At 60.6% G+C, this 17,951-nt stretch carries 16 protein-coding genes and 1 pseudogene; 3 read left to right on the top strand and 14 right to left on the bottom strand.

Annotated elements, in window-relative coordinates; all coding sequences use genetic code 11:
* Window positions 1-46 precede the first annotated feature (46 nt).
* Together LJU32_26520 and LJU32_26525 are read right to left on the bottom strand one after the other, a co-directional pair.
* On the bottom strand, window positions 47-595 hold the full coding sequence (locus tag LJU32_26520) for a sugar ABC transporter ATPase (GenBank protein ID WKV88816.1): 549 nt from the start codon (window positions 593-595) through the stop codon (window positions 47-49).
* A gap of 184 nt (window positions 596-779) precedes the next feature.
* Window positions 780-1,547, bottom strand: a complete 768-nt coding sequence (locus LJU32_26525) for a sulfite exporter TauE/SafE family protein (GenBank protein WKV88817.1) — start codon at window positions 1,545-1,547, stop codon at window positions 780-782.
* A gap of 220 nt (window positions 1,548-1,767) precedes the next feature.
* Here LJU32_26525 and xseA point away from each other — a divergent pair, with 220 nt between their 5' ends.
* From xseA to leuA, 3 genes are all read left to right on the top strand, one after another.
* A complete protein-coding gene (gene xseA, locus LJU32_26530; GenBank protein WKV88818.1) occupies window positions 1,768-3,147 on the top strand; it encodes an exodeoxyribonuclease VII large subunit in 1,380 nt (459 codons plus the stop codon).
* Window positions 3,148-3,150: 3 nt separating this feature from the next.
* On the top strand, window positions 3,151-3,972 hold the full coding sequence (locus LJU32_26535; GenBank protein WKV88819.1) for a peptidoglycan DD-metalloendopeptidase family protein: 822 nt from the start codon (window positions 3,151-3,153) through the stop codon (window positions 3,970-3,972).
* Between the two features lie 477 nt (window positions 3,973-4,449).
* Window positions 4,450-6,129 (top strand): 2-isopropylmalate synthase, encoded by a 1,680-nt coding sequence (gene leuA, locus LJU32_26540; protein WKV88820.1) that lies wholly within the window; start codon window positions 4,450-4,452, stop codon window positions 6,127-6,129.
* Between the two features lie 177 nt (window positions 6,130-6,306).
* On the opposite strand, the pseudogene LJU32_26545 reads toward leuA, so the two are convergent.
* The 12 genes and pseudogenes from LJU32_26545 to iscX all read right to left on the bottom strand — a co-directional run bounded on the left by LJU32_26545 (window position 6,307) and on the right by iscX (window position 17,937).
* Window positions 6,307-7,097, bottom strand: a pseudogene (locus tag LJU32_26545) (amidohydrolase).
* Window positions 7,085-8,233 (bottom strand): pyridoxal phosphate-dependent aminotransferase, encoded by a 1,149-nt coding sequence (locus LJU32_26550; protein WKV88821.1) that lies wholly within the window; start codon window positions 8,231-8,233, stop codon window positions 7,085-7,087. The pseudogene LJU32_26545 and the gene LJU32_26550 overlap by 13 nt, the downstream one beginning before the upstream one ends.
* 164 nt (window positions 8,234-8,397) lie before the next feature.
* A complete protein-coding gene (gene der, locus LJU32_26555) occupies window positions 8,398-9,870 on the bottom strand; it encodes a ribosome biogenesis GTPase Der (GenBank protein ID WKV88822.1) in 1,473 nt (490 codons plus the stop codon).
* 134 nt (window positions 9,871-10,004) lie between these two features.
* Entirely contained in the window at window positions 10,005-11,156 is a 1,152-nt protein-coding gene (gene bamB / locus LJU32_26560) for an outer membrane protein assembly factor BamB (GenBank protein ID WKV88823.1), read from the bottom strand.
* Window positions 11,149-11,790 (bottom strand): tetratricopeptide repeat protein, encoded by a 642-nt coding sequence (locus LJU32_26565; protein WKV88824.1) that lies wholly within the window; start codon window positions 11,788-11,790, stop codon window positions 11,149-11,151. Before LJU32_26565 ends, bamB begins: the two co-directional genes overlap by 8 nt.
* Before the next feature lie 41 nt (window positions 11,791-11,831).
* Window positions 11,832-13,121, bottom strand: coding sequence for a histidine--tRNA ligase (hisS, locus tag LJU32_26570; protein ID WKV88825.1), 1,290 nt, complete (start codon window positions 13,119-13,121; stop codon window positions 11,832-11,834).
* A gap of 22 nt (window positions 13,122-13,143) precedes the next feature.
* Window positions 13,144-14,253 (bottom strand): flavodoxin-dependent (E)-4-hydroxy-3-methylbut-2-enyl-diphosphate synthase, encoded by a 1,110-nt coding sequence (gene ispG, locus LJU32_26575; GenBank protein WKV88826.1) that lies wholly within the window; start codon window positions 14,251-14,253, stop codon window positions 13,144-13,146.
* A 3-nt stretch (window positions 14,254-14,256) separates the two neighbouring features.
* Complete coding sequence (locus LJU32_26580) at window positions 14,257-15,276, bottom strand: helix-turn-helix domain-containing protein (GenBank protein ID WKV88827.1); 1,020 nt, start codon at window positions 15,274-15,276, stop codon at window positions 14,257-14,259.
* Window positions 15,276-16,034, bottom strand: a complete 759-nt coding sequence (gene pilW, locus LJU32_26585) for a type IV pilus biogenesis/stability protein PilW (protein ID WKV88828.1) — start codon at window positions 16,032-16,034, stop codon at window positions 15,276-15,278. Before pilW ends, LJU32_26580 begins: the two co-directional genes overlap by 1 nt.
* 12 nt (window positions 16,035-16,046) lie before the next feature.
* A complete protein-coding gene (gene rlmN / locus LJU32_26590) occupies window positions 16,047-17,195 on the bottom strand; it encodes a 23S rRNA (adenine(2503)-C(2))-methyltransferase RlmN (protein WKV88829.1) in 1,149 nt (382 codons plus the stop codon).
* Window positions 17,196-17,223: 28 nt separating this feature from the next.
* The gene (gene ndk, locus LJU32_26595) at window positions 17,224-17,649 is read right to left on the bottom strand and encodes a nucleoside-diphosphate kinase (GenBank protein WKV88830.1); all 426 of its coding nucleotides are present in this window, start codon (window positions 17,647-17,649) and stop codon (window positions 17,224-17,226) included.
* An 87-nt stretch (window positions 17,650-17,736) separates the two neighbouring features.
* A complete protein-coding gene (gene iscX / locus LJU32_26600) occupies window positions 17,737-17,937 on the bottom strand; it encodes a Fe-S cluster assembly protein IscX (protein ID WKV88831.1) in 201 nt (66 codons plus the stop codon).
* Window positions 17,938-17,951 lie beyond the last annotated feature (14 nt).

Genomic DNA, 17,951 nt, shown 5'->3' on the forward strand with positions numbered 1-17,951 from the left:
GTTCAATGTAAAACTCAGCCTAATTGATAGATGGGAAAGCCCGGCCCTACAGCTCCACCTTGACCCAGGAGACAGGTTGATCGAGCCAATCGGCGAACTCGTCGATAAAGCTCTGCTTGAACCCCGCCTCCAGCCAATTATTGAAAATGAAGCCGAGATTGGAAAACGCGCATTCCTGCAAAAACAGGAAGCCGTTGATGTCGTCCTCGTGCCCGCACTCCGGGCAGGTGAAATTGTCGGTGCGCTCTGGAAACCAGTCTTCAAGACTTTCGAACAGCGCCTCGCCCACTTCGCGGCGACACTCGGCACAACCGGCTTCTTCGAGAAAGCCCTTGGCCGGGGTGTAGATGCAGCGTTTGGTGACGATCTCCAGGCCGTTGATCGGCTCGCCGAACGGCAGCGCCTCGGGATGCAACACCACCGCGCGCGCGCCGTCAGCGATCGCGTGAGCCATGCGATTGCCGGTGCGCCCGCAAGTGGTCAATTGCTCTTCGACGATGTTCTTGCGCACCAGCCAGCGCACGATCGCCCGCGCCCGGGGTTCGTGCACCGGAAGGGTGGAGATTTTCGGGACGATGATGCTTTGCGAGTTCATGGTGGAGCCTGCGACGTCAAATGGAAGTTCTGCGGTGCTCACTCCGCCGTCTTCGCGGGCAAGCCCGCTCCCACAGGGATCTCGGTCGATCACAAAGGTTGTGTACACCAGAGAAACCTGTGGGAGCGGGCTTGCCCGCGATGGCGTCAGTGCGGCCGGCAGCTTAATCCCTGAAGAAATCCGGTCAAGTGCTGAAATAGCGCACGATCAACGCGATCCCGCTGGCCAGCACCAGCCACGTCACCAGCCGCACAAATGCCTCGCGGGACAATCTCAGGGTCAGCCGCCGACCGATCCACAAGCCCAGCGCCATCGCCGGCAACAGACACAGCGCCAACATCAACAAGGGTAGCTCGGCATATACACCGGCGATGACAAACAGGCTCAAGCGCACCACGGTGCTGCAACTGATCAACGCACTTTGCGTGGCCCGCGCCGCTTCCTTGGGCAGGCGGCTGTTCAGATAGATCGCATAAAGAAAGCCGCCACTGCCAAACAACGCGCCGAACAACCCGCCCACCGTGCCCATCGGCAGCGCCCACGCCGCCGACAACTGCGCCGGCCGCGCTTTTACCCACAGGCTGTAAACCGCGTAGGCGCTGATGAACAAGCCCATCAACAGCAGCAACAGATCGGATTTCAGATTGAGCAGGAAGATCACCCCCAGCGTGCAGCCGATCGCCATGCACGGCAACAGCCTGAGCAGTTCCGGTTTGGCGACTTCGCGCCGCGAGGGCAGCAGATTGCCGAATGCCGCGACGAAATCCAGCAGCACCAGCAGCGGTACGATCTTCGACAGTGGCATGAACAGAATCAGAATCGGCCCCGCGACCAGCGCCGTGCCGAAACCGGCGATGCCGAAGACAATGTAGGCCAGGGCGATGGCCACCGCGATGACCGCCCAACCGCCCGCGCCCCACGACCACGCCCCCAATAGCTCCATCATGCTCATCGTCCGCATCCTTTATAAGACCGCGCTGACTGTAGCCAGTAGCGGGCGGCACGACCAGATATCAAATTGATCCCATGTAGGAGCGAGCCTGCTCGCGAAGGCGGAGTGTCATCCCCGTTGTTGTCCGCTGACACAATGCTTTCGCGAGCAGGCTCGCTCCCACAGGGTTTTGTGTGGGTGTCATGGTGATTGGCGGGCAAATGCCTTTAAACTGCGCCCCATGATTAAAGATCCCTTTGCAAGACTTGGCCTGGACCGTGAAGTCCTGACCGTCAGCCAGCTCAACGGCCGCGCGCGGGTGTTGCTGGAAGACGTGTTCAGCAATATCTGGGTCGAAGGCGAAATCTCCAACCTCGCGCGCCCGGCGTCCGGCCACGTCTACTTCACCCTCAAGGACAGCGGCGCGCAGGTGCGTTGCGCATTGTTCCGGCAGAACGCCGCCCGCGTGCGCCAAGCGTTGAAGGACGGTCTGGCGGTCAAGGTGCGCGGCAAGGTTTCGCTGTTCGAAGGCCGTGGCGACTATCAGCTGATACTCGACACCGTGGAGCCGGCCGGTGACGGCGCGCTGCGTCTGGCCTTCGATGCGCTGAAGGAAAAGCTCAGCGCCGAAGGCCTGTTCAGTGCCGAGCGCAAAGTGCCGCTGCCCGCGCATCCGCAGCGCATCGGCATCATCAGTTCGCCGACCGGCGCCGTGATTCGCGACATCATCAGCGTGTTCCGCCGCCGTGCGCCGCAGGTGCAACTGACCCTGATACCGACTGCCGTACAAGGCCGCGAAGCCACTGCGCAAATCGTCCGCGCGCTGAAAATGGCCGATGCCCGCGGCTTCGACGCACTGATCCTCGCCCGTGGCGGCGGCTCGCTGGAAGACCTCTGGTGCTTCAACGAAGAAGCCGTGGCGCGCGCGGTCGATGCCTGCGTGACGCCGATCGTCAGTGCCGTCGGCCATGAAACCGATGTGTCGATCAGCGACTTTGTTGCCGACGTCCGCGCACCGACGCCCTCGGCCGCCGCTGAACTGCTCGCCCCGGATTCCAGCCATCTGATCCGTCAGGTCGAAAGCCTGCACCGGCGTCTGGTGATGCGCATGCGTGATCGCTTGATGCGTGATCGCCTGCGTCTGGAAGGCATGGCCCGGCGGCTGCGGCATCCTGGTGAGCGTCTGCGCCAGCAGGCGCAACGTCTGGATGATCTGGACATGCGCATGCGCCGGGCCTTCGAACGCAGCCTCAATACCCGCCGCGAACGCCTGATCCGTCTGGAAACCCGTCTCGCCGGGCAACATCCGGGGCGCCAACTGGCCATGCTTCGCCAGCGCCTCGACAGCCTCGCCGAGCGCCTGCCCCGGGCCATGCGCGATGCTCTGAAACAGCGTTGGCAGCAATTGCACAGTCAGATGCAGACCCTGCACGTGGTCAGCCCGTTGGCGACTCTCGGTCGTGGTTACAGCATCCTGCTCGACGAGCGCGGCCACGCGATTCGCAATGCTGCGCAGACCCACACCGGCCAGCGTCTGAGAGCCAAACTCGGCGAAGGCGAACTGCAAGTGCGCGTCGAGGACAATCACCTGACGCCCGTCACCCTCTCTTTACTGGACTGATCCATGCCGCGTTTTCTCGCTTCGCTGCTGTTGCTCTGCCTGACCTTCAACGCCCACGCCGACAGTTACATCACCCGGCTGCTGAACAAACCGGTGCCGGGCGGCGTCGCCGTGGTGGATCTGGGCACGGCCGCGCAGGCGCCGAAAGCCACTTATCAGGGCAAACCGGTGCTGGTGGTCAAAGAGCAGAACAACTGGCTGGCGATCGTTGGCGTGCCGCTGACGGTAAAGCCTGGCGCGCAGCAGATCAGCAGTGGCGGGCGCAATCTGGCCTTCACCGTGGGCAGCAAGAAATATCCGGAACAGCACATCACCCTGAAGAACAAACAGCAGGTCAATCCGAACGCCGAGAACCTCAAGCGCATCGAGGGTGAACTGGCGGAACAGATCGCGGCTTACCGCACTTTCAGCCCGAACACGCCGAGCAATCTGCTGCTGGACAAGCCTGTAAACGGGCCGCTTTCGAGCAAGTTCGGTGTGCGTCGCTTCTTCAATGGCGAAGAGCGTAATCCTCATGCCGGTCTCGATTTCGCAGTGCCCGCGGGCACGCCAATCAAGACCCCGGCGGCGGGCAAGGTGATTCTGATCGGCAATTACTTCTTCAACGGCAACACGGTGTTTGTTGACCATGGCCAGGGCTTTATCAGCATGTTCTGCCATATGTCGAAGATCGACGTGAAGAAAGGCCAGCAACTGGCGCGCGGCGCGGTGGTCGGCAAGGTTGGCGCCACAGGGCGGGCAACCGGGCCGCATATGCATTGGAACGTCAGCCTGAATGACGCGCGGGTGGATCCGGCGATATTCATTGGTGCGTTTCAACCGTAATCGTTGTGTCGAGGCTGCTGGCCTCTTCGCGGGCAAGCCCGCTCCCACAGTGTCCGTGTCGTACTAAAATCTCATGTACACCCGAATAACCTGTGGGAGTGGGCTTGCCCGCGAATGCGCCCTGACCAACACCACAAGGCACCATGACACACCGCCGGCTCGATTGCGCCCCTACCAAGCCCCACGCAAAAATAACGATACTCGAGTGAATCAGGCGCAATAAAATCGCGCAAAATCGCGACTTTCGGGTATTCCTCTCAATTTTTTCCGACTGCTTGCCATCCTTTCCCTCGCGGTTAGGGTTGAAGCCATGAAAACCTCTCACACCCTCATTCAGCTTCGCCAGCACCGCAGCCTGTGCCTCGTCAGTGCACGACTGCCAGGCTGAATCGCTGCGCCTCGTCCCACGCTTTTCCAAGAACATTCGTTCAACCGGCAGGCCGCCTCTTTTCGGCCCAGACAACAAGGAATTTCCCGATGAGCATGCTCAAAGACCCGTCTTCGAAATACCGCGCGTTTCCCGTCATCAACCTGCCGGATCGCACCTGGCCGTCGAAGACCATCGACGCCGCGCCGATCTGGTGCAGCTCCGACCTGCGTGACGGCAACCAGTCGCTGATCGAGCCAATGGACGCGGCGAAGAAGCTGCGCTTCTGGAAAACCCTGGTGCAAGTCGGTGTGAAGGAAATCGAAGCGTCGTTCCCCGCCGCGTCGCAAACCGACTTCGACTTCGTGCGTACCCTGATCGAAGAAGGCCACATCCCCGACGACACCACCATTCAGGTGCTGACCCAGGGCCGTGAAGACCTGATCGAGCGCACTTTTGAATCCCTGCGCGGGGCGAAGAAAGCCATCGTTCACCTGTACAACGCCACCTCGCCTTCTTTCCGTCGCATCGTCTTCAACCAGGACAAGGACGGCATCAAGGCCATCGCGGTCAACGCCGCCAAGCTGTTCGTCAAATATGCGGCCATGCAGCCGGAAACCGAGTGGACCTTCGAATACTCGCCCGAAACCTTCAGCGCTACCGAGCTGGAATTCGCCAAAGAAGTCTGCGACGCCGTTATCGAGGTGTGGAACCCGACGCCTGAACACAAGATGATTCTCAACCTGCCGGCCACCGTTGAATGCGCGACGCCGAACGTTTACGCCGACCAGATCGAATGGTTCGGCCGCAACATCAACCGTCGTGACAGCGTGATCATCAGCCTGCACACCCACAACGACCGTGGCACCGGCGTCGCGGCCACAGAGCTGGGCCTGATGGCCGGCGCCGATCGCGTCGAAGGCTGCCTGTTCGGCAACGGCGAACGCACCGGTAACGTCGACCTCGTCACTGTCGCGCTGAACATGTACACCCAGGGCGTCGACCCTGAGCTGGATTTCTCCGACATCGACGGCGTGCGCAAGGTCGTCGAAGAGTGCAACCAGATCCAGGTGCACCCGCGTCACCCGTATGTGGGCGACCTGGTGCACACCGCATTCTCCGGCTCGCACCAGGACGCAATCCGCAAGGGCTTCGCCCAGCAGAAACCAGACACCTTGTGGGAGGTGCCGTACCTGCCGATCGACCCGGCCGACATCGGTCGCAGCTACGAAGCGGTGATCCGCGTCAACAGCCAGTCGGGCAAGGGCGGCATCGCTTACTTGCTGGAGCAGGAATACGGCATCAGCCTGCCACGGCGCATGCAGATCGAGTTCAGCCAGGTTGTGCAGCGTGAAACCGATCGCCTGGGCCTGGAGATGACCGCCAAGCAGATTCACTCGCTGTTGATCAGCGAATATCTGCAGGCCAACACTCCGTATGCGCTGGTCAGCCATCGTTTGCAGGAAGAGAACGGCAACAGCGCCGTCGAAGTCGAAGTGGCCAGCAAAGGTCAGGGCGAAACCAACCTGCACTGGCGCGGCAAGGGCAACGGCGCGCTGGAAGCCCTGGTCGCCGGCCTGCCGATTCCGGTGGAAATCATGGACTACAACGAACACGCAATCGGCGCGGGCACCAATGCCAAAGCAGCGGCCTATATCGAACTGCGAGTGAACGGTGAACGTGCAGTGCACGGCGTGGGTATCGATGAAAACATCACCACCGCCAGCTTCAAGGCATTGTTCAGCGCACTGAACCGCTCGCTGAGCCAGCCAGAGGCAAAAGCAGCGTAATCGACCGCTGAAATGCGAAAGGCCCCGGAGTGTGAGCTCCGGGGCCTTTTTTGTAGATCAAAGGATGCGATCGTTCCCATGCTCCGCGTGGGAATGCCTCAAGGGACGCTCCGCGTCCAGTGACGCGGAGCGTCACGGGCTGCATTACCACGCAGAGCGTGGGAACGATCGGCTGCGTTAGGTGAACTCGAAAGTGTCGGCATCCAGGTTCGCCGGAAAGCGCTCGCGATACGCCGCCAACGGCGCAGCTTCCAGCACCACCTTGAACACGCCATCCGCCTCCCCGCCGCCAGCAACGTCTCGCCCTGGAAATCCAGCACCTGACTGTCGCCGGTATAGGCGAAGCCTTTGCCATCGCTGCCCACCCGATTGACCGCTGCCACGTAGCAGAGATTTTCAATCGCTCGTGCCGGCAGCAGGCGGTTCCAGTGCTGACGCCGTGCGCCCGGCCAATTGGCGGTGTACAGCAGCAGATCGGTGTCCTGCGCGTCCCTGCTCCACACCGGGAAGCGCAGGTCGTAGCAGATCAGCGGACGAATCCGCCAACCCTTGAGCTCGAACTGCACCTGCCGCTCGCCGGGCGTGTAATGGTTGTGCTCGCCGGCCATGCGGAACAGGTGACGCTTGTCGTAATGCAGCACTTCACCGTCCGGCCGCGCCCAGAGCAAGCGGTTGCGATGGCTGCCGTCAGCCGCCTGAATGATCACGCTGCCAGTGATGACCGCATTGAACTTCGCCGCCTGCGCCCGCAGCCATTTGCTGGTCGGGCCGTTTTCGGCTTCGGCGAGGGTTTCCGATTCCATGGAAAAACCGGTGGTGAACATCTCCGGGAGGATGATCAGATCGGCGCCCCGGGCCTGCTCCAGTAGCAGCTCGAAATGCTCAAGGTTGGCCTGCCGGTCGTGCCAGGCCAGGCTGGTCTGGATCAGCGCCAGGGTCAGGTCTGGCAATGCACTCAGATCACGCATAGTTTCGCCGCCGCTTCACGCAGCGTCTCCTCGCGTTTGGCAAAGCACAGGCGTATCAGGCGCTGGCCTTGCGGTGGATGCTGGTAAAACACCGACACCGGAATGCTCGCGACACCGTGCTCGCGAGTCATCCACATGGCCATGTCGACATCATTGAGATCCGGACGGATCTGCGAATAATCGACCAGTTGGAAATAGGTGCCGGTGACTCGGGTAAAACTGAAGCGCGAAGGCGCGAGCAGATCGCAGAACAGATCGCGCTTGGCCTGATAGAAACCCGGCAATTCTTCAACGTGCTCCGGGTGCTCAGCCATGTAATCGGCCAGCGCGTATTGCAGCGGCGTGACGCCACAGAAACTGACGTACTGATGCACCTTGCGCAATTCGGCGGTCAGCGCTGGCGGGGCGACGACGTAGCCGGTTTTCCAGCCAGTGACGTGGTACGTCTTGCCGAAGGAACTGACCACGAACGCGCGCTGATACAGCTCTTCATGGGCCAGCACGCTGACATGCGGGACGCCGTCGAAAACCAGATGCTCGTAGACTTCGTCGCTGATCAGATAGATGTCGCGATCGCGGATCAACGCCGCCAGTTGATCGAGTTCGGCGCGGCTGATCAAGGCGCCGCTGGGGTTATGCGGGGTGTTGATGACGATCATTCTCGTGCGCGGGCTCAGCGCCGCAGCGAGCTGATCGAAATCAATGGAGAAATCGTCCGGATTCAGTTGCACATGCACGCAACGACCACCGGCCAATTCCGTCGCCGGTGCGTAGCTGTCGTAGCACGGATCAAAGACGATGACTTCGTCGCCGCTGTGGATAACGGCCTGAATTGCGCAGAAGATCGCCTGGGTCGCGCCGGGCGTTACCGTCACTTCATGATCGGCATCGACAGTCACGCCGTAGCTGCGGGCGATCTTGGCCGCGATCTGCTGACGCAACGCCGGCAAACCGGTCATCGGTGAATACTGGTTGTGGCCACTGGCGATATGCCGCCCGACCGCATCACGCAACGACTGCGGGCCGTCGAAATCCGGAAAACCCTGGGACAGGTTGATCGCGCCGGTCTGCGCCGCGAGCTGAGACATCTGCGTGAAAATAGTGATGCCGACATTCGGCAGCTTGCTGGTGATCATCGGGAGCCCCTTGCAGGTAAGCTGCAAGTTTCAAGCGACAAGCTGCAAGTTTCAAGCGGCAAGCTAAATCCGCCGCCCACAAAAAGGGCTTCATACGAAGCCCTCTCTGCTTTACCGCTTTTACTTGAAGCTTGCAGCTTGCAGCTTGAAACTCGCAGCTGCTTCTATTTCTTGTCGCGGCGCTTCTTGCTGGCTTTCTTGTTGTGCGACATCAAGCGACGCTTTTTGTTGACCTGGCGGTCGGTCAGCGTGTTCTTGTTGCCTTCGTACGGGTTCTCGCCGCCCTTGAACTCGATGCGGATCGGTGTACCGACCAGCTTCAGTACACGACGGTAAGTGTTTTCCAGATAGCGCACGTACGACTTCGGCACTTTCTCGATCTGGTTACCGTGGATCACGATGATCGGCGGGTTCGCACCACCCAAGTGAGCGTAACGCAGCTTGATCCGGCGGTTGTTGACCATCGGTGGCGCGTGCTCGCCCACCGCATCCTCGAGAATCTGGGTGAGGCGGTTGGTCGGCCAGCGGGTAACCGCGGACTTGAACGAGTTCTGCACCGAAGCGTAGAGGTTGCCCACGCCCGTGCCGTGCAACGCCGAGATGAAGTGAATGTCGGCGTAGTCGACGAAGAACAGTCGACGTTGCAGCTCGACTTTGACGAAGTCGCGCTCGCTCGGCGTCATGCCGTCCCACTTGTTGATCGCGATGACCAGCGCACGACCGGATTCGATCGCGAAGCCCAGCAGGTTCAAGTCGTGATCGACCACACCCTCGCGGGCGTCCATCACGAAGATCACCACGTTGGCGTCTTTGATCGCCTGCAGGGTTTTGACCACGGAGAATTTTTCGACTTCTTCGTGGATCTTGCCGCGCTTGCGCACACCGGCGGTGTCGATCAGCGTGTACTTCTCTTCATTGCGCTCGAACGGAATGTAGATGCTGTCACGGGTGGTGCCCGGCTGGTCATACACGATGACGCGGTCTTCACCGAGCATGCGGTTGACCAGGGTCGACTTGCCGACGTTCGGACGGCCGATGATGGCGATCTTGATCCCGTCTTTTTCGCTCGGGCCAGGAATGCGCTTGGCTTCCTCGCCTTCGGCAACGACTTCTTCCTCTTCGCCTTCAGCCGGCTCGTCATCATCGCGCGGGAATTCGCTCAGGGCGGCTTCCAGCAATTGCGTGATGCCACGGCCGTGGGCGCCGGCGATCGGGATCGCGTGGCCCATGCCCAGCGGGGCGAACTCGGCGCGAGCCATTTCCGGGTCGATGTTGTCGACCTTGTTGGCCACCACGTGGGAGCGCTTGTTACGTTTGCGCAAATGCTCGGCGATCATCTGGTCGGCAGCGGTAAAACCGGCCTTGGCATCTACCAGAAACAGCACCACATCGGCTTCTTCGATGGCCAGCAGCGACTGCTCGGCCATTTTTTCGTCCATACCATGTTCGTCACCGGAGATACCGCCGGTGTCGATCAGAATGTAGGAACGCCCTTGCCACTTGGCCTCACCGTACTGGCGATCACGGGTCAGACCGGACAGGTCGCCGACGATGGCGTCACGAGTCCTGGTCAGGCGGTTGAACAAGGTGGACTTGCCGACGTTCGGTCGGCCCACCAGGGCGATTACGGGAACCATGCGGCTCTCCACTGCGTTATTTCAGAAAATACAAAAGCCGCTGCGAGGCAGCGGCTGGTGCTCGGGGCAACACCCGGGGCGCTGCGAACCCTGCTGATGCAGGGCCGCTTGGGGATGAACCCCAAGCATAGTTGTTACTTGATGGTCAGGGCTTCCAGTTTGCCGCTGTTGCCATACACATAAATCGTGTCGCCCACCACCAGCGGACGGGCACGCAGGCCGTCGCTGTCGATGCGCTCACGGCCGACGAAACGACCGTCGACCTGACTCAGCAGATGCAGATAACCTTCCAGGTCACCCACAGCTACGTAGCTGGAGAACACTTCCGGTGCCGACAGTTGACGGCGAGCCAGCGAGTCGTTGCTCCACAGTGCGGTGGTGGAACGCTCGTCGACGCCTTCAACGGTGCCCGAAGACAGGCTCACGTAGACGCTGCCGAAACCTTGAGCGATACCGGCATAGCTCGACGCATCGCGCTGCCACAGTTGACGACCGCTTTCCAGGTCCAGTGCCGCAACGCGACCCTGATAACTGGCCACATACAGCGTGCCGCCGGACAGCAGCAGACCGCCGTCGATGTCGACCACGCGCTCCAGTTCCGAACGACCCTGTGGAATGGCAATGCGTTGTTCCCACACCGGCACGCCGTTGGAGATGTCCAGCGCGACCACTTTACCGGTCGACAGGCCAGCCACCGCCAGGCGGTTGGTCACCAGCGGAGCACTGGTGCCACGCAGGGTCAGGACCGCCGGGGTGCTGTCATACACCCAGCGCTGGTTGCCGGTGGCAGCGTCCAGACCGATCAGACGATCGTCCTGGGTCTGCACAACGACCACGTCGCCATTGTTGGCCGGTGGCGCAAGGACTTCACTGTTGACGCGGGCACGCCACTTCTCTTCACCGTTGCTGGTGTCCAGAGCGACGACTTCGCCACGCAGGGTACCGATCAGTACCAGACCGTAACCCACGCCAACGGCGCCGGAGACAGGCAGTTCCAGATCCTGGTCCCACTTGACGTCGCCATTGCTGCGATCCAGCGCCATCACTACGCCGGTCACATCGGCGGCGTAGATGGTGTCACCGTCGATCGCCGGCACCAGCATGTTGTAGGTTTCGCCCTGACCGTCACCGATCGAGCGGCTCCACTGCTTGTGCAGAACCACTTCTTCTTTGAAGTCGGTCAGTTCGGCCGGTGGCAATTCTTTCTTGCTGTTGCTGCTGCAACCCGCGGCCAGAAGGGCCAGAGCCAGCAATGCTGCATGCTTCCAACGGATCACGTCACGCATCCCCTTTGGCCAGGTCGTCGAGCTTGATTTGAAGGCCACCGACCGCCGCTTCATCCGACAGTGCCGCCTTGGCTTTTTGATACGCCTTGTTCGCGTCATCGGTACGGCCCAAGCGCACCAGCAGGTCGCCCTTGAGTTCTTCGCGAGTGGCCAGGAACGCTTTGTCGGCATCGCCGTCGAGCAGTTTCAAGGCGTCTTCGGCTTTGTCCTGCGCGCCCAGTACCTGCGCCAGACGCTGACGGGCGATTTCGCCCAGCGCCGGGTTGGCCGGCTTGTCGACAATGGCTTTGAGTTCGGTTGCCGCGTCGTCCAGCTTGCCGCTATCAACCGCTACTTTGGCGACGAACAGGCTGCCGTATTGCGCGTAGGCAGAACCGCCGTATTCGCTGTTGAGCTTGCCGGCCAGATCCGCAACGCGCGCGGCATCGGGCTTGCCGTCAGGCGTCAGGGTGGTTTCCAGCAATTGCTGATAGAGCACCGAGGCGCCTTGCGACTGGTTGCTCTGGTATTTGTGATAAGCCTGCCAGCCGAACACGATGACCAGCGCCAACAGGCCGCCGGTGACCAGAGGTTTGCCGTTGCGTGTCCACCAGTCCTTCAAATCCGCCAACTGTTCGTCTTCGGTACTCGACACCCCAATACTCCTTAATCGCTAAATCGGCTGTTAAGACAGCTTCAACCCTGCACGACGCAGGTGGCCAGGTGAGCGGCGAGCGCATCCCAGGCAATGCTTTGTTGTTCGCCCTGGCCACGCAGGGGTTTGAAACCTACCACTTGCTGGGCCATTTCGTCGTCACCGAGGATCAATGCGTACAGCGCACCGCTCTTGTCGGCCTTCTTGAACTGGCTTTTGAAACTGCCGGCGCCGGCATTGACTTGCAGGCGCAGGTTTGGAAGTTCATCGCGTACCCGTTCGGCCAGGGCCAGACCGGCCAGCTCGGCCTCTTCACCGAAGGCGCAGAGGTAGACGTCGACCTGACGGGAAATCTCTTCCGGGATCTGCTCGAGGGTTTCTAGCATCAACACCAGACGCTCGATGCCCATGGCGAAACCGACGCCCGGGGTTGGCTTGCCGCCCATCTGCTCGACCAGACCGTCGTAACGGCCGCCCGCGCACACGGTGCCCTGGGCGCCGAGCTTGTCGGTGACCCATTCGAAAACGGTTTTGCTGTAGTAATCGAGGCCGCGCACCAGTTTCGGGTTGAGCACATAAGGAATGCCGACGGCATCCAGACGCGCCTTCAGGCCTTCGAAGTGGGCACGGGACTCGTCGTCGAGGTAGTCAGCCATTTTCGGCGCATCGACCAGCACAGCCTGAGTGTCGGCATTTTTCGTGTCGAGCACGCGCAGCGGGTTGGTCTTCAGGCGACGCTGGCTGTCTTCGTCGAGCTTGTCGTGGTGCGCCGAGAGGTACTCGACCAGCGCTTCACGATAGCGACCACGGGACTCGCTGGTGCCGAGGCTGTTGAGTTCGAGCTTGACCGCATCACGGATGCCCAGCTCGCCCCACAGGCGCCAGGTCATGATGATCAGCTCGGCGTCGATGTCCGGACCGTCGAGGTTGAACACTTCCAGACCGATCTGGTGGAACTGGCGATAGCGGCCTTTTTGCGGACGCTCGTGGCGGAACATCGGGCCGATGTACCAGAGTTTCTGCACCTGACCGCCGCCGGTGATGCCGTGCTCGAGCACAGCACGCACGCACGCCGCAGTGCCCTCCGGGCGCAGGGTCAGCGAGTCGCCGTTGCGGTCTTCGAAGGTGTACATCTCTTTTTCGACGATATCGGTGACTTCGCCGATCGAGCGCTTGAACAGCTCGGTGAACTCGACGATCGGCATGCGGATCTGCTTGTAACCGTAGTTATCCAGCAGACGCGCCACAGTGCCTTCGAAATAACGCCACAGCGGGGTCTGTTCGGGCAGGATGTCGTTCATGCCACGAATGGCTTGCAGAGACTTGCTCACAAAATTTCCTTAATTCGTTCGATCAGCCGCGCGCGATAACGGCAGCGTCAGCTTCGACCTTTTCGGCCGCTTTCTGGCGGATCAGCTTTTCCAGCTCGTCCACCAGATTGTCATTCGTCAGCTTCTGCGACGGCTTGCCGTCGATGTAAATCAGGTTGGGCGTGCCGCCGGTCAAGCCGATATGGGCTTCCTTGGCTTCGCCGGGGCCGTTGACCACGCAACCGATGACCGCGACATCCAGCGGCACCAGCAGGTCTTCAAGGCGCCCTTCCAGCTCGTTCATGGTCTTGACCACATCGAAGTTCTGCCGCGAGCAGCTCGGGCAGGCGATGAAGTTGATGCCACGGGAACGCAGATGCAAAGACTTGAGAATGTCGTAACCGACCTTCACTTCCTCGACCGGGTCGGCCGCCAGCGAGATCCGGATAGTATCGCCAATCCCTTCGGCGAGCAGCATACCTAGGCCCACGGCGGATTTCACCGTGCCCGAACGCAAACCACCGGCTTCGGTGATACCCAAGTGCAGCGGCTGCACGATTTCCTTTGCCAGCAAACGGTAGGCTTCGACGGCCATGAACACATCGGAGGCCTTCACGCTGACCTTGAAGTCCTGGAAATTCAGGCGTTCGAGGTGTTCAACGTGGCGCAGCGCGGATTCGACCAGCGCCGCCGGGGTCGGCTCGCCGTATTTCTTCTGCAGGTCTTTTTCCAGGGAACCGGCGTTGACGCCGATGCGGATCGGAATGCCGCGATCACGGGCAGCATCGACCACAGCACGCACACGGTCTTCACGACCGATGTTGCCCGGGTTGATGCGCAGGCAGTCCACACCCAGTTCGGCCACGCGCAAGGCGATCTTGTAGTCGAAGTGGATATCGGCCACCAACGGCACTTTGACCAGTTGCTTGATCTTGCCGAACGCCTCGGCGGCGTCCATGTCCGGCACCGAGACGCGAACGATGTCGACGCCGGCAGCTTCCAGACGATTGATCTGCGCCACGGTCGCAGCGACATCATTGGTATCGCTGTTGGTCATGCTCTGCACAGCGATCGGCGCATCGCCGCCCACCGGTACGTTGCCGACCCAGATCTTGCGCGATTCGCGACGTTTGATTGGAGATTCGCCGTGCATGACTTATTGACCCAACTTCAGGCGAGCAGTCTCGCCACTGGTGAACGGAGCGATGTCGACCGGTTGGCCGTTGTAGCTGACCTGTGCCGCGCGGGCAACGCCCAGACGCACATTGAGCGGCGGCTTGCCGGAGACGGTCACGCTGTCGCCTTTATGCTTCAGACCACTGAAAATCACTTTGCCACGGCCATCGGTCACCTGTGCCCAGCAATCGCCGGTGAACTGCAATTGCACCTGGCCTTCGCCGGCAACCGGAGCAGCTGCTTCAGCGCTTGGCGCTTGAGCAACCGGCGCGGTCGGGGCCGGTGTCGCAGGGACATTCGGCGCTGGAGTGGCCGGAGCCGCCACCACTGGCGCAGGCGTCTGTGCCGGTGCGCTTGGCGCAACTGCCGGGGCAGCCGGCTCGGTTGCTGGCGCGGCAGACTCGGCGCCGGTCGATTCAGCACTGGTTTCCGACTGCGGCAAGGCCAGCGATGTCGAATTGTCTGCCTGATTTTCGGCGACAGCCTGGTCTTCCGGCTCGTCGATCGGGTGGATCTGCGTGGTGCCGTCAGCGCCTTCGACTTCGACGTGTTCCGGCGCGAGGCTGGTCAGATCGCGGGTGCGCTGGGAGGTCTGATCCTGCCACCAGACGAAACCGCCGCCGATGACCGCGATCAGCAGCAACAGGCTGACGATACGCAAAATGGTGTGGGAAACGCGCACCGGCTCTTCGATACGACCGAGGGCGTGAACGTTGCTGCCCTGGGAGTCGGTGCCGGTGGACTGGTCGAACTGCTGAACCAGAACGGTCTGGTCCATACCGAGCAATTTGGCATAGGCGCGAATGTAACCGCGAGCGAAGGTATGCCCCGGCAGCTTGTCGAAAGCGCCGGCTTCAAGATTGCTCAGGGATGTCACGGTGAGGTTGAGCTTGAGGGCCACTTCGGCCAGCGACCAGCCATTGCTTTCGCGGGCCTGGCGCAGGGTCTCACCGGGATTAACGCGATTCGCTGCTACAACTTCGGGATGCGCCGCTTTCATCATTGCTCCGACAGGTATTGCTGATATTCCGGCGTACCGGGATAGAGTCGTTTTAATTGCAGACCGTAACTGGCTGCCTTGTCGCGATCTTCAAACACTTTTGCCAGCCGAACGCCGAGCAATAGACTACGTGCATTTTGTTCGGTCAGCTGGCTGAAACGGTCGTAATAGTCACGCGCGGGCACATAATGCCTGTCTTCGAAGGACAACTCAGCCATTTCCAGCAATGCGCGCGGTTGTTGGCGGTTCAGGCGCAGGGCTTTTTCCAGCTGTTGCTGGGCCAGATCACGCTGGCCAAGCTTGGCGGCGGTCATGCCGAGGTTTTCGAAGACCCGCGAACGCTCAGGATACAGGGTATCGGCGGCCGCTTGTTCAAAACGCTCGTAGGCTTCCTTGTAGCGCTGTTCTTCGTAGAGAAAACTGCCGTAGTTGTTGAGGATGCGTGCATCGGCGGGACGTGAGGACAAGGCCTTGCGGAAATGCTCGTCGGCCAGTGCCGACTCCATTTCAGCCTGAAACACCAGACCGAGCGCGGCATTGGCGTCGGGGTCGGAACCGTCCAGCTCCAGCGCTTTCTTCAAGGGCACCTTGGCGCGCTCGGTCATGCCCTGCTGCAGGTAGCCCAGACCCAGCTGCACGTAGGCAGCCCGCGCTTCATCGCGGCCCTTGCTGGTCTTCATCGGGTTGTAGTCACCCGACAGGACACAACCAGCGCACAGACTGGCCAACAGCAACAGCAGCGCAAAGCGCAGGGACATAGAGATCCTCTCTTAGTTAGTGTTCGCGGCGTTCTGTGCCAGATCGCTGTCGGCGCTCAACTCGCGCACGGCGATATAACGTTCGCTGCGACGGGTGCGATCCAGCACCTGCCCTACCAATTGACCACATGCGGCGTCGATGTCTTCACCACGGGTGGTGCGCACAGTGACGTTGAAACCGGCCTGATGCAACTGATCCTGGAAGCGGCGGATGGCATTGTTGCTCGGCCGCTCGTACCCGGAGTGCGGGAACGGGTTGAAGGGGATCAGGTTGATCTTGCACGGGATGTCTTTAAGCAGCTCGATCATTTCCACAGCATGCTCAAGCTTGTCGTTGACGTCCTTGAGCAAGGTGTACTCGATGGTCAGCACACGTTTCTCGCCAAGGGCGGACATGTAGCGCTGGCACGACTCGAGCAGCATCTTAAGCGGATATTTCTTGTTGATCGGCACCAATTGGTTACGCAATGCGTCGTTCGGTGCGTGCAGGGACAACGCCAGGGACACGTCGATGTGCTTGGCCAGCTCATCGATCATCGGCACCACGCCCGAAGTGGACAGGGTCACGCGGCGCTTGGAGATCCCGTAGCCGAGGTCATCCATCATCAGATGCATGGCGGCGACGACGTTATCGAAGTTCAGCAACGGCTCGCCCATGCCCATCATCACCACGTTGGTGATGGCGCGGTCGACGGTGGCCGGGACGCTGCCGAAAGATTTGTTGGCAATCCACACCTGACCGATGACTTCGGCGGCGGTGAGGTTGCTGTTGAAGCCTTGCTTGCCGGTGGAGCAGAAACTGCAGTCCAGGGCACAGCCTGCCTGGGACGAAACGCACAGAGTGCCGCGTTTGCCCTGGGGAATGTACACGGTCTCGACGCAGCTGCCGGACGCCACGCGCACCACCCATTTACGGGTGCCGTCGCTGGAGATGTCCTCGCTGACCACTTCCGGACCACGCACTTCAGCAATGGCCTTGAGCTTGTCGCGCAAGGCTTTGCTGACGTTCGTCATGGCGTCGAAATCATCGACGCCAAAGTGGTGAATCCATTTCATTACCTGACCGGCACGGAAACGCTTCTCCCCGATTGAGTCGAAGAATTTTTCCATTTCCGGCTGGGTCAGACCCAGCAGGTTTGTTTTAACAGTCGATGTAGTCATGGATTCACCTTCACTCTGCAAGCAATGCTTAGCGAGTGGTTACTTCAGTAGCTGCGAAGAAGTAAGCGATTTCGCGAGCGGCAGCAGCTTCGGAGTCCGAACCGTGAACGGCGTTGGCGTCGATCGATTCAGCGAAGTCAGCACGGATGGTGCCTGGAGCAGCTTCTTTAGGGTTGGTAGCGCCCATCAGCTCACGGTTGCGAGCGATAGCGTTTTCGCCTTCCAGAACCTGAACGACAACCGGACCGGAAGTCATGAAAGCAACCAGGTCACCGAAGAAACCGCGCTCGCTGTGCTCAGCGTAGAAGCCTTCGGCTTCGGCTTTGGACAGTTGCTTCAGTTTCGAAGCTACAACGCGCAGGCCAGCGTCTTCGAAGCGAGTGGTGATCTTGCCGATCACGTTTTTAGCAACGGCGTCAGGCTTGATGATGGAGAAAGTACGTTGAACAGCCATGGTGTAACTCCAGAAACGGTAATTTGCGAAAAATTAAACCCGCGAATTATACGCGGGTTCTTGGGTATTGCCTAACCTGCGAGACGATCAGTCCAATTCTGCGGCCCAGAGCTCCTGAACCGCTTCAAGCACCTTCTCGCCGACCCGGCCAGAAGTCGCATCGAAGTCCGGCAGTTCAAGAATCATCTGCTGCAAACGGACAAAACCTACAGAATACGGGTCGAGTCCCTCATGGGCCTCGGCCAGCTCTTCTGCAATGCGTTGAACATCATTCCAACCGTAGCTCATGACAGTCTTACCAG

The organism is Pseudomonas sp. B21_DOA (assembly GCA_030544685.1).
GTDB lineage: Bacteria > Pseudomonadota > Gammaproteobacteria > Pseudomonadales > Pseudomonadaceae > Aquipseudomonas > Aquipseudomonas fluorescens_AO.